This window comes from Streptomyces sp. NPDC031554, assembly GCF_055580685.1.
In genome coordinates this window covers 611,797-624,181 of sequence record NZ_JBVIKX010000003.1, presented here as the reverse complement: position 1 = coordinate 624,181, position 12,385 = coordinate 611,797, and the positions used below count along the sequence as shown (strand labels likewise).

At 72.9% G+C, this 12,385-nt stretch carries 9 protein-coding genes and 1 tRNA gene; 6 read left to right on the top strand and 4 right to left on the bottom strand.

What is annotated here, in order from left to right:
* Positions 1 to 62: 62 nt before the first annotated feature.
* Positions 63 to 1,151 (bottom strand): MerR family transcriptional regulator, encoded by a 1,089-nt coding sequence (locus ACZ5FU_RS11450; protein ID WP_469045255.1) that lies wholly within the window; start codon positions 1,149 to 1,151, stop codon positions 63 to 65.
* Between the two features lie 619 nt (positions 1,152 to 1,770).
* On the opposite strand from ACZ5FU_RS11450, the gene ACZ5FU_RS11445 reads away from it, so the two are divergent.
* Entirely contained in the window at positions 1,771 to 3,123 is a 1,353-nt protein-coding gene (locus tag ACZ5FU_RS11445) for a hypothetical protein (RefSeq protein ID WP_451780565.1), read from the top strand.
* Positions 3,124 to 3,424: 301 nt separating this feature from the next.
* Positions 3,425 to 4,156 (top strand): ALF repeat-containing protein, encoded by a 732-nt coding sequence (locus ACZ5FU_RS11440; protein WP_469045254.1) that lies wholly within the window; start codon positions 3,425 to 3,427, stop codon positions 4,154 to 4,156.
* Positions 4,157 to 4,573: 417 nt separating this feature from the next.
* On the opposite strand, the gene ACZ5FU_RS11435 is transcribed toward ACZ5FU_RS11440, so the two are convergent.
* Positions 4,574 to 4,660: transfer RNA gene (locus ACZ5FU_RS11435), tRNA-Ser, on the bottom strand.
* A gap of 655 nt (positions 4,661 to 5,315) precedes the next feature.
* Here ACZ5FU_RS11435 and ACZ5FU_RS11430 point away from each other — a divergent pair.
* Positions 5,316 to 5,951 carry a hypothetical protein gene (locus ACZ5FU_RS11430; RefSeq protein ID WP_451780568.1) on the top strand — a complete coding sequence of 212 codons (636 nt, stop codon included), beginning with the start codon at positions 5,316 to 5,318 and terminating at the stop codon, positions 5,949 to 5,951.
* A gap of 512 nt (positions 5,952 to 6,463) precedes the next feature.
* Here ACZ5FU_RS11430 and ACZ5FU_RS11425 read toward each other — a convergent pair.
* Entirely contained in the window at positions 6,464 to 7,978 is a 1,515-nt protein-coding gene (locus ACZ5FU_RS11425) for a S1C family serine protease (protein ID WP_469045253.1), read from the bottom strand.
* A 357-nt stretch (positions 7,979 to 8,335) separates the two neighbouring features.
* Here ACZ5FU_RS11425 and ACZ5FU_RS11420 point away from each other — a divergent pair, with 357 nt between their 5' ends.
* The 3 genes from ACZ5FU_RS11420 to ACZ5FU_RS11410 all read left to right on the top strand — a co-directional run bounded on the left by ACZ5FU_RS11420 (position 8,336) and on the right by ACZ5FU_RS11410 (position 11,436).
* Positions 8,336 to 9,175, top strand: a complete 840-nt coding sequence (locus tag ACZ5FU_RS11420; protein WP_468833985.1) for a glycerophosphodiester phosphodiesterase — start codon at positions 8,336 to 8,338, stop codon at positions 9,173 to 9,175.
* Between the two features lie 211 nt (positions 9,176 to 9,386).
* Positions 9,387 to 10,025, top strand: a complete 639-nt coding sequence (locus ACZ5FU_RS11415) for an ATP-binding protein (RefSeq protein ID WP_451528818.1) — start codon at positions 9,387 to 9,389, stop codon at positions 10,023 to 10,025.
* Positions 10,026 to 10,470: 445 nt separating this feature from the next.
* On the top strand, positions 10,471 to 11,436 hold the full coding sequence (locus ACZ5FU_RS11410; RefSeq protein ID WP_451528817.1) for a DUF5926 family protein: 966 nt from the start codon (positions 10,471 to 10,473) through the stop codon (positions 11,434 to 11,436).
* A 323-nt stretch (positions 11,437 to 11,759) separates the two neighbouring features.
* Here ACZ5FU_RS11410 and ACZ5FU_RS11405 read toward each other — a convergent pair whose 3' ends face one another.
* The gene (locus tag ACZ5FU_RS11405; protein ID WP_468646962.1) at positions 11,760 to 12,374 is read right to left on the bottom strand and encodes a hypothetical protein; all 615 of its coding nucleotides are present in this window, start codon (positions 12,372 to 12,374) and stop codon (positions 11,760 to 11,762) included.
* Positions 12,375 to 12,385 lie beyond the last annotated feature (11 nt).

Here is a 12,385-nt window from a genome sequence, read left to right as displayed (position 1 = left end):
TCCGGTCCGAAGGCGTCCGGCCTCACGGCATCCGGTCCGACGCCATCCGGTCCGACGGCGCCTCACGCCACGAGTAGACGGAGACCCAGCTCCGCCGCGTCGAGGCCGACGAGGTCGTGGTTGCGTTCGGCCCACCGGCCCGAGGAGAGGTCGTCGCGGAGACCGTCCACCGCCCGCCGCTCCGCCTCCGGCCCCACCCTGGTCCACACCGACACCGCGCGGCGCACGTGTGCGTCCAGGTACGCCTCGGGCCGGCGCCAGTAGGCCTCGAAGAAGCCGTCGGCACAGTCCCACGGAACGAGCACCGGCTCCATGCGGGCCCCGATCGCGTGGGCCAGCCGGTCCACCGGGGGCCGGCCCGCGACCAGCCCCGCGACCTCCGGGAGGTAGTCACGGGTGAGCCAGAACCGGTGACGCCATCCGTCATCACCGGCGTCGTGCGTGAACACCACCACGCGTCGGGCCACGCGTCGCATCTCGCGCAGCCCGGCGATCGGGTCCTGCCAGTGGTGAACGGTGCTGAAGGCCATCGCGGCGTCGAAGGACCGGTCCGCGAACGGGAGGCTCTCCGCGGCGGCGGCCACGCACGGCGCCGCGTCCGCGGGACGCTGCGCCCGCATGACCGCGGACGGCTCCACCGCCGTGACGTCGCGGTCGGAGGGCTCGTAGGACCCGGTGCCGGCCCCGACGTTGAGTACCGTCCGCGCGTCCCCGAGCGCCTCCCGGACCCTCGCGGCGATCCTCGGCTCGGTGCGTCGCGTCGCCGGGTAGGCGGACCCGATGACGTCGTACAACTGCGCCCCGAAGAGCTTCAGTCGTTGCTCCGGTGTCGTCCTGATCCCCATGGCCCGCGCCTCCAGTTCCTTGTCGATGGCCGCCACCGTGGCGGCGGCGCGGTCGCGTTGTCCGGCCAGCAGGCCGCGCAGCCGGCGCAGGTGCGCGACCGCGTCGGTGGCCGGGTCGTCCACCAGGCCCGCGATCTCGCGCAGTCCGAAGCCCAGCCGTCGGTAGGCGAGCACCTCCCGCAGCCGTTCCACGTCACCCGCCGAGTAGGCCCGGTACCCGGCGGTCGTCCGCGCCGACGGCCGCACGAGGCCGATCTCGTCGTAGTGGTGCAGCGTGCGGACGGTCACGCCGGCCAGCCCGGCCACGCGCCCACGGTCAGGTGCTCTTCCACACCACCGACCATGCGGCATCCCGCCGCGTGAGGGTCAAGTGCTCCGCTTCTCCCGCCACTCATGACGGGCCGTCACCAGGATCGCCCGCCCTCGCGGAAGACGGCGGTTCGACCGGTCCGCTCCGAGGAGGCGGGGATCGTCCGACGCCGGGCCGCGGGAACGCCGTCCGGACGCCAGGGCACCCTGGCACGTCGGCGCTCCGGCGCCTCGGATCCCCTGCCCCCTGCCCCCTGTCCCCGGCCCACGAACGCACCCGCGCACGGCGTCCGGTGACGGGGACACGGTGCAATACACACGTACGGAGTGCCGCCCACCCGAACGTCATCACCCGTACGGTGGGCTTTGAGGCGGTGTGCCGGGGTACGGGACCATTGCTCCGCATTCGGCGCAATGCCAGGCCCCGGCGGCGCCCGGGGGCCGAAAAGCCCGCGTCCCAGAGCGTTTCCAAAGGAATCGGTGCCACGGAAAGCGTTTCCGGTCGCCTTCGGTCAACAGCGTGCGCGTGTCTACACCGAGTTAAACGTCCGGATTGTTCAGAATGTCATCAACTGCCCCAGTTGAAACTATGAAGTTTCGTGCCGAGGAGCATGACATGCAGGCTCGCAGATGGCACCCAGACCAGCCCACTCGTATCGGTCGGCACGACTGGCCGGACGAGGGTGACGACGGAACGCACATGCGGCTGCGGGCCGGCTCCATCGTGGTACTCGACCGGCAGGCATGGCGGATCCTGGAGATCAACAGCTACACCGGCGACCGGTGGCCCGACATCTACGAGAAGGCCTGGCGCGACCACGTGGAGTTGTGGTGGCACGCCAACGAACTGCGCCGGGCCAACAACCAGCCGGGCAAACCCGCCCCCGAGCGGACCGAGTTCTACAAGCGTCCGGTGGTCCTCGTGCTGCGCAACGAGAACCTGCCCCGGTCCACGCCGAAGCACTGGTGCGCCCCCGCCAGCCACGACTGGCAGGTCCTCCCGGAGCACTACGCCGTCTGCCGCGCCTGCGGCGAGCTGCCGCCCTGCCGTCACGGGGAGTACCGCTGGGAGGGCGGTCCCCGTTGGCCGGAGCAGAACGGCGGCATCCCGCTCATGGTGCCGGAGGGCTGCTGCATGGGGTGCGCCGAGCCGATCAGGCCGCGGGTGCGGACCGTGCGCTTCCCGGGGCCGAACCTCTGGTACCCGCCCCTGGGGGAGGACACGGCGGTCTTCCACGCGCGCACCGCCTGCGCCGACCAGGTCGACTGCTACCGCATGCAGTGGCAGACCGAGTACAACCCGCGTCCCGCCACGCCCCCCGCCACGCCGGCGTTCCCGGGTTTCGAGCACTTCGTGCTGCCCCGGACCCGCAACGCGCCGGACCTGGCCCCGCCCACCGAGCGGATCCCCCGGAGCACCCACCCCGCACCGGTCGCACCGTCGCGGCCGCGGGAGGAGTGCGTCTCCGTGACCGGTGACTCCGGCGCCTTCCACGTCCCCTTCGACCGGTACCGGAGGGAAGCGACGTGCGCCACGCCACCGCTCGCGCCGTCGGCACCGACCGCCCCCGAGCCGACAGCCCCGGTCTCCGGCGCACCCGCCGCCTCCGGCGCACCCGCGGTGTCCGGTGCGTCCGCGGTGTCCGGTGCACGCTCGATCTCCGGTGTGCGCTCCGTCTCCGGTGTGCGCTCGCTCTCCGGCCCGCCCCCGGCGGATCCCGTCGCGGCGGGCCGGCCCGCCGCACCGCAACCGTCCCCCGCGGCCGAGGGGTCCCGCCTGGCCGTCCCCTCCCCCGCCGACGGCGCCGGCCGGGCCCTCCAGGCCGCGGAGGAGCTGGGCCTGTCCCTGACCGGGCGTCCGGCCTTCCACAACGCCGAACAGGCGGCCCGGGTGATCGAGGAACTCACCGCCGCGGTCCGCAACATCGCGCTCTGCCTGCACGACCCGGCCGCCGGTGCCCGCACCTGACCCACCACCGGCCGACGCGGCCCCGCCACGGCCGTCACGAGCACCGGCCGGCACACCCCGGCGAACGGCGGACCGCACGACCGGGCCACGGCACGACGGACGGCACGAGAAAAGGGTGCCCCTCCGTCGAGGGGCACCCTTTTCGGCGGTCCTGCGGACGGCGGGTCCGTCGCGGTGATGCGAGCCACCGGCAAGCGGGAGCGGCGAAGGCTGCCTGATCGAGGCACTGCGCCGGCTGATTCCCTCTTGGAAGAATCCCGGGACCGCATGCTCCTCGAAGATGACAAAGGTGGTTGACCTCATGAGATCGACTCGTGTGATCCTTGCTGTGGCCGCGGGCGCTCTTGCCCCGGCGCTGTTACTCGCCACGCCGTCCATGGCCGCCTCCGTCGCCCCCGCAGTCACCGTCGCGACGGCCGGCTCGCCCTACGACGAGATGAGTGCGGACGACCTGCGGGTGGCGATATCCCGCGTCCTCGCCGATCCCGACAGCGGCAGGCGCGTGATCCGGGAGGCGAACGCGCTCCTCGACAGCGGCACCGTGGAGGAGATGCGCGCCTGGCTGGAGACGGGCTACCCCCTCGCCCAGGCCGAGGACGACCGGGTCGCCCTTTCCCGGCTCCTCGCCGACCCCGACAGCGGCAAGCGCGTCCGTGCGGAAATCAACCAGCTTCTCGACAACAACAACTCCCAGCAGATACGAGCCTGGCTGGAGACGGGCTACCCCCTCGCCCAGGCCGAGGACGACCGGGTCGCCCTTTCCCGGCTCCTCGCCGACCCCGACAGCGGCAAGCGCGTCCGTGCGGAAATCAACCAGCTTCTCGACAACAACAACTCCCAGCAGATACGAGCCTGGCTGGAGACGGGCTACCGCCTGGCCCAGGCCGAGGACGACCGGGTCGCCATTTCCCGGCTTCTCGCCGACCCCGGCATCAGCGACGCCCTGCGCGCGGCGGCCGGCGCCGCCCTCGACGCCAACACCCCGGAAGCACTGCGCCACTTCCTGGAGGTCGGCCGCTACGAGGTCGGCTAGGGCCGGTCCGGCGGATCACGTCGCGGGCGCGGGGCGTCCTGTGTCGACTCCTCGTCCGCGAGCCCTCGGTGCCACCGTCCGCGTCGATGCCCCTCTCACGGTTCCTGCTCCAGGACCGTGGATGAGCCGGACCGTCCCGGCGCGTGGCATCGGCGGCTGACACCGGCGGACACGAACCAGCCCGGTCACCGCCGCATCTCGACGGGCGTCCGGCCCGCGGTCGACGGCGGGGATCCGTGACTGCGCCATGCCGGTGACCGGCCTGATGAGGACGAGGCCGCACCTCGGGTGCCGTGCCCCACTCGTGCCCGATCGAGCGGGGGACCACGGGGAACAGCGGAAAGTCCCGGAGTCCGGGCGAGCGAACGGCCCCCGACCGTCGAACCAGGTCGGGGGCCGTCCTCACTGCCCATCAGGCGGAGGCGGTGAGATTCGAACTCACGGTGACATCGCTGCCACGACGGTTTTCAAGACCGTTCCCTTAGGCCGCTCGGGCACGCCTCCCGCGCCCCGGCCCACCTGGGGCGGAGCGGATACAGAGTACCGGGCGCGGGCTCGAAGCGGGGAGCACGGTCCGCGAGCACGTCGAGGAGTTCGGCACTGCCGAGGATGACCGGCTCTTTCGCGTGCCCCGGGGTGGTCACCTCCTGTCCAAGGAGTACGGGGGGGAGGCGTGGAAGGCCGTCCGGCGCGCAGTACCGACGCAGTCGGAAGCAGCCTCGCCGCCGGCCGACGGGCCGTGCTCCATGCGCCGCGCGGCCGTCTCGCCCCGGCTTGGGTCCGGCGTCTCACCGGCCGGAGTCGCACGCCGGGCAGGCCACGGCATCGCCTTCCTGTTCCGCTTGCGCGCCAAGGCGATTCACCGCAGCCGGCAGCGCTCGGACGAACAGATCGAGCGGGCCTTGGAGGCCCCTGAGAGCGAACGGACAGCGCGTGCCGTTCGCCTGACAGGTGTCGTCCTCATCCCTGACGCGTGGCGAGGAGCAACAACCCCCGGTCCGTGACGACGAGTCGATCTCGTAACGGGACAGTGACGATGCCGTCTTGAGTCAAAGATCGAGGCATCCGTTCGGGTCCCGGCCCCCTCCTAATGATCGAACACGCACCAGGGACTGAACACGCCTCAGCCCCGACCTCGACCACTCAGGGGACTTGACCCATGATCCGCAACCGTCGCAACGCCTTCCTCGTCTCCGCCGCGCTCCTGGGCAGCACCCTGCTGATGACGGCGTGCAGCCAGGGCGACGACGCCGCCGACAGCTCCTCCAGCAAGGCCGACACGTCTGCGGCGGCGAGCGAGTCCGGAGCCACGGGCGCCGGCGGCACCTCCGCGTCTCCCTCCGGGTCCGGGAACACGTCCGGCGGCAGCGGCACGTCCGGGTCCGCGAACACGTCCGGCAGTGGCAGCGCGTCCGGGTCCGGGAACACGTCCGGCGGCAGCGGCACGTCCGGGTCCGCGAACACGTCCGACTCCGGCGAGACCGTCGTGGAGGGCCTCGCCAAGGGCAAGGGCGTCAACGGCACCTGGTACGGCATCGTGCGGTACCTGGCACCCGGCAAGTACCTGGTCGACGGTCCTGCGGCCCAGGGCTCCGGCGGTGAGCAGCAGGCGTTCTTCCTCGCCGAGGACACCGTGATCCTGGGCGGTGGCCAGATCTGCGGCGTCGCCGGCTCGAAGGTGGACGCCCCGTGCGAGGAGGCCGACCTGGAGAAGGCCTCCAAGAAGGGCGTGGAGGCCGAGGTCGTGGTCAAGAACGGCGTGGCCACTCAGATCACCGACGGCGCGCTGCTCTGATCCGGTGGCTCACAAGGAGGGAGGCGGTCTGCCGGAATCATGGCTTCCGGCAGACCGCCTCCCTCCTTGCCGCGTCTCGGCGCTTCCGGCCTCACACGCCGAGGCCGCCGACCCGCCTTCGCGCGGTCCCGGGCAGCGGTCCACGCTCCGGACCGCAAGGGGGTTCTGACCAGCGGGCGAGTGATTCGCTTCTGCCGGACTCCGGTCCACACCTGGTCCACACGCACTGATCCGCACCGCGGCAGAACCAGATCGAGGTGAGACAGCTCGCACGCAGAAGGGGTGCCCCTCGTCGAGGGGCACCCCTTTTGACCAGCACGTCCATGACCTGCGGAGGTGGTGCGGGCAACATCCGCGGGAACGCTGTCACGCTCTCGCGTTTCCAGGACCGTTCCCTCGGGCCGCTCGGCACACCTCCCCGCGTCGGCCTTGCACGGACGACGCGGGGACGACGCGAGGACGAGAGCAACGGGTGGCCGTGAGCGGGTGGCGCCCCGCGGGGCGCCGGGGCGTCAGCTGTCGCCCTTGCGGGAACCGAGGGTCAGGTCGACGGTGCGGGTCTTGCCGTCGCGCTCGTAGGTGATCGTGACCTTGTCGCCCGGCTTGTGGGTCCAGATCTCACCGATGAGGGTCGGGCCGCTGTCGATCACCCTGTCGTCGAGCTTGGTGATCACGTCGCCGGGCTTGAGTCCGGCCTTGGCCGCGGGGCCGCCCGCCTCGACGGCGGCGGCGCCGCCCGCACCCTGGTCGGTGATCTTCGCACCGTCCGTGGACTCCTCCAGGGAGACGGAGGCGCCGATCTTGGCGTACACCGGCTGCCCGTCCTTGATCAGTTCCTGCGCGACGTACTTGGCCTGGTTGATCGGGATGGCGAAACCTAGGCCGATCGAACCGGACTGGGTGGTGCCGCCCAGGCCGCCGCTGCCGGTGGACTGGATCGCGGAGTTGATGCCGATCACGTTGCCCTGGGCGTCGAGCAGCGGGCCGCCGGAGTTGCCCGGGTTGATGGAGGCGTCCGTCTGGAGGGCGCTCATGTAGGAGGAGGAGCTGCCGGTGCCGTCGGAGGAGGCCACGGGGCGGTTCTTCGCGCTGATGATGCCGGTCGTGACCGTGTTGGACAGGCCGAAGGGCGCGCCGATGGCGATCGTGGAGTCGCCGACGGCGACCTTGTCGGAGTCGCCGAGGGTGAGCGGCTTGAGGTCGGAGGGGGCGTTCTTCAGCTTGATGACCGCGACGTCGTAACCCTGGGCGTGACCGACGACCTCGGCGTCGTACTTCTTGCCGCTCGGGAAGGTGGCGGTCACCTTGCCGCCGTCGACCGCGTCGGCGACGACGTGGTTGTTGGTGACGATGTGGCCCTGGGTGTCGAAGACGAAGCCGGTGCCGGTGCCGCCCTCGCCGTCGCTGGACTCGGCCTGGATGGTGACCGTGGAGGGCAGCGCCTTGGCGGCGACGCCGGCGACGGTGCCCGGGTCGCGCTTGACGGAGCCGCCGCTGTCGGAGGCGGAGACGGTGGTCGAGCCGGTGTCGTCGTTCTTGGCGAGGGTGTAGCCGAGACCGCCGCCGAGGCCTCCCGCGACGAGGGCGGCGACCAGGACGGCGGCGGCGAGCCCGCCGCGGCCGCGGCGGGCCTTGGGCGGGACGGGCTGCTGGTGGGCGGCGCCCCAGGCGGGGGTGCCGGTTCCGGGGCCGCCGGGGCCGTCGGCGTTCCCGGGCTGCGCCGAGTGCGCGCCGAAGCCGTCGTCGGCGTAGGCCGGGGCGGACGGCTGCGGGGGCGGCCAGGCGGCGTCCGCCGGGGCGGCCGCGCCGGGAGGGGCGGGCGGCGGCCAGTCGCCCTCGGGAGCGCCGCCCCGCGAGGCGTGGGGTGCGGCCGGCGGGGGCGCCGTCGGCAGCGGGGTGGTGGGGGCGCCGGCGCCGGGGGCGGTCTGCAGGGGGGAGGCCGTGGGGGGTTCCACCGGCACGGGGGGTGCGGACGGGGCCGGGGGAACCGGGGTGCCCTCGTTGGTGCCCTCGTTCTCGGTGCTCACAGCTCTTCTCCTCGGTCCACGGCTGTTTTTCTCGGTCGCACTCGGTCACGCTCGTTCACGCTTGTCGTCGACCCCGCGTGCTGCAGCTGTGCATGTGCTTTTGTACGTGTCAGCTTTTCCCACGGGCCGTCAGAGCACCATAAGCGGTGCCTGTGGGTCCTTGACCATTCCTTATATGGTGCATTTTGCTTCATAAACGACACATCATCGGAACATCTCATCGGGTTCTCACAGGGTTCTCAGACGACTGCCCGCCGACGCCCGCGATCCCGCCCGGCGCTGCCCGCGGTCCGGCCCGCCGACGTCGGTGGTCCGGCCCGCCGGACGCGTACCCCGCACCGGTGGCACCATGACGCGGTGACCCACGCACGACAGCAACAGCGCATCCAGGTCGTCGCCCACCGCGGAGCCTCCGAGGATGCCCCCGAGCACACCCTGGCCGCGTACCGCAAGGCGATCGAGGACGGCGCGGACGCCCTCGAGTGCGACGTGCGGCTGACCGCGGACGGCCATCTCGTCTGCGTCCACGACCGCCGCGTCAACCGCACGTCCAACGGCCGCGGCGCGGTCTCGCAGCTGGAGCTCGCGGACCTGGCGACCCTGGACTTCGGCTCCTGGAAGACGCGGGTCACGCGGGAGGCGTGGAACACGCGCGACGAGGAGCCCGACTGGGAGGTGCGGCCGGAGGACCGGGACGCCACCTCCGTCCTCACCCTGGAACGGCTGCTGGAGCTGGTCGCCGACGCGGGGCGCCGGGTGGAGCTGGCCATCGAGACCAAGCATCCGACGCGCTGGGCGGGACAGGTGGAGGAGCGGCTGCTGGTGCTCCTGAAGCGGTTCGGCCTGGACGCGCCCGCCACGGCCGGCGCCTCCCCGGTGCGGGTGATGAGCTTCTCGGCACGCTCGCTGCACCGCGTGCACGCCGCTTCGCCGACGCTGCCCACGGTCTATCTGATGCAGTTCGTCTCGCCCCGGCTGCGCGACGGACGGCTGCCGGGGGGCGTGGGGATCGCGGGCCCCTCGATGCGGATCCTCCGCAGTCACCCCGCCTACGTGGAGAGGCTGAAACGGGCGGGCCACCAGGTGCACGTGTGGACGGTGAACGAACCGGAGGACGTGGACCTCTGCGTCCGACTGGGCGTCGACGCCATCATCACGAACCGACCGCGCGGGGTGCTGGACCGGCTGGGCCGCTGAGCGCCCCGGTCTCCGGTCCGGTACCCGTGCCGGACCCGCGGGAAGGAACGGAGAGCCCCGGAAGCCCCACCGTTCCCCTCCCGCCTCTTGACCACGGCCGCCTCCTGAACCATCCTCGATTCTCAGCCATACTGAAGAAATCCAGCCACACGACGACCTTCTGCTCACCAGGAGTGCTCCGGCGCATTCGCTCCGTGTTCGACCGTTGCGAGTGCGTCATGGGACGGGGATTGGCCGGTTTCCGGTACAGGCCAAGGGGGCATCCACACCGTGGCGTGGGGCGAAGGAGGTCTCGGGGGTGGCGTTGGTGGTGGCACAAGAGGTGCCCACGTCGTCGAGCATGGCCGTATCCCATGGCCCTGCGGGCGTGGGTGAGGCGAGACACCGCATGCGCGACCAGCTGCGCACGGGCGGGGTCTCGGAGGCGGTCATCGACGATGCCGTACTGATCCTTTCCGAACTTCTCAGCAACGCGTGCAAACACGGCCGTCCGCTGGGCGACGCCCTGGCCGGGGACGGCGACGTACGGGCCGCGTGGCGGGTGGATCCCGTCGGCCGGCTGGTCGTCGAGGTGACCGACGGCGGCGGGCCGACCCGGCCGGCTCCGGCGACCCCCTCCGTCACGGCGCACGGCGGACGCGGACTCCACATCATCACGGCCCTGGCCGACGACTGGGGCGTCCGGGACGACGCCCGCGGCGAGGTCACGGTGTGGGTGGTCGTCCACGCGGATGTGTACGACCCCGACGCGGGCTGCCGCCGGGACGACTTCGCCTCCCGGGTCGGGGCGCCGTCGGTGGCCTCGATCCCGGGCCTGGACTTCGCGGACGCGTTCGACGACCTCGATTAGGGCCTGCCCGTCGGGGCAGGTCGCAGGAGACCGGCGTCGCCCCGCTGCCCGGGCGAGCGGGGAGCCGGCACGTCCGGCGGACCAGGGCGGCGGAGGGCGGCGGCGCGTCGAGGGCCGCCCGCGCGAGCGCGGCCGGGCGTGGGGGAGTCGGCGAGCGACGGCGACGGCGCCCGGGGCACCCCAGCCGGGAGTGGCCGGACCCCGCGTCACCGTCCTGCCGCGACGGCACGTCCGGGACCGGGACTCGCCCGCCCGGACCGGGCCCGGTCGCGCGAGTCCCGGCGCGCCTGGCCGCGGGCCCCGCACGGGCGCCGCGACGGCCCTCCGCGACGGCCCTCCGCGACGGTCCGGGGACCCGGCCGTCGTCCACAGGTTCCCGTGGCTTCCGGCGCGAACGGCTAGGCTCCCGCCAGTACCAGACGAGCCGTACCCGGGAGACGCCCAGATGGCCAAGAAGCGACCTCAGACGAAGGCCACGCGGCCGCAGCTCACCGAGGGGGAGATCCCGGTCGTCGGCGCGCGGGAGCCCTGCCCCTGCGGCAGCGGCCGCCGTTACAAGGCCTGCCACGGCCGGGCCGCCGCCCACGCCGCGACCGAGCTGGTCCACCGTCCCTTCGAGGGCCTGCCGGGCGAGGGGCACTGGGTGGCGCTGCGCGAGCTGGTCCCGGCCGCCACGGTCGAACTGCCCCTGAAGGACGGCCTGCCCGAGGGCGTCCCCTCGGTCACCCTCGCCACCGTGCTGCCGATGGCCTGGCCGGCCCTGCGCCGCGACGACGGCTCGGTCCTCCTGGGACTGCAGAACGACACCCCGTCCGGCGACATCAGCCGCGACCTCGCCGACACCCTGCTGCGGGCGCTGGCGGCGGAGCCGGGCACGCCGGTGCAGGCCAGGCGCGCGCCGGCCGACGGTCCGCGGATGCAGGACCTGCTCGACCCGGAAGGCGCCTTCGAGCCAGTTGTGCACAGCGGGTTCGAGTTCTGGGTCCCGGACCCGGAGAACGCCACCCCGGAGGTGTCCGCCTCCCTGGAGCGGGCCAACGCGGCGGCGATCCCGACCGTGAAGCTGACCGGCGTCGACGCCGCGTACTGGTGCGAGACCCCGGAGAAGAACCACCTGCGCTGGGTCATGCCGCATCCGGAGGAGCAGCTTCTGGACGCGCTCGCGCGACTGCACGCGGCGGGCCGGTCGAGCCTGGGCGAGGGCACCCGGCTGGTGGGCTCCTTCCGGGCGCACGGCCTGACCGTGCCCGTCTGGGACCTGCCGAGCGGGGTCTCGGCCGAGGACGTGGAGAAGCCGGCCGCCGAGTTCGCCGAGCGGCTCGCCACCGCGCTGGCCTCGGACGCGCCCCTCACGACCGACGAGCGCCGTGCGCGCGGAGGCCTGACCAACCGACAGGTGACGCTCAGCTGACACCCGGGCACGGTCCGAGGGCGCGCTGACCGACCGGTCAGCGCGCCGCACCGGGCAGGGCGGCGTGACTCCGCTCACAACTCCCGTTCACACAAGGCGAGTCGACGCCATAAGCGCCGATCTGCCGGTGTCCGGAAAGCCGATGAAAACATGAGATCGAATTTGCCTGGAGCCGATCTCTTGTTACCGTTCCAATAGCCCGGTTGCTGGTGCATCCCCCGTCGCCAGCAACCGGGTCTTTGCGTGCCCGGCCCAGGTCCGGACCATCACCCGGGCCGTCACCTGGCCCGGTGCACCGTCCCGGGCCCGCCCGGCTCCGTTCCTCAACTGCTCTCCTCCACAGCGGAGTTGCTGCCGGAACGCAGCAGCAGTGGCCCGGCACCGGCCGTCCGCGCGAACTCCGCCACCGCCGTGTACTGCGCGGGCCCGCCCCGGATCCGTCCACGGGGTGTCTCGCAGGTGCCCGGCTCGTCGTCGGCGCCCACCGCGCACCGCGTCTGCACCGTGCGCCCGTCGGGGCCCATGAAGCTCAGGGCGGCCGACAGGGCGCCGCCGGTGGCGTTGCGGTAGTAGGCGCGCGCCCAGGTGTCCTCGCCCTGGACGAGCACGCAGGTCTGCGCCTCGACGCCCTCGGGGGAAGTGACCTCGGGACCGCAGCGGGCCGCCGTGGCCAACCCGAGGCCGAGCAGCAGGGGCGTGCGGGAGGGTTCGGCGGGGAGCACCTCGGCGTCCGTACCGGGAACGGCCGGCGGCCGGCCGGCACGGTCGTCGGTACGGGGGGCCGCGTCCCGCCGTTCGGCCGGGCGGGGGCCGTCGTCCGCGGGTCCCGCGGACGCCATCGCCAGGGGCAGGGCGATCACGCACGTCACGGTGCCCCCGAGGCCGAGGAGACGGAGCCGTCGAGGGCCCGGGGGCGGCCCCCCAGAATGTCGCTGCATGGTGCGGAAGA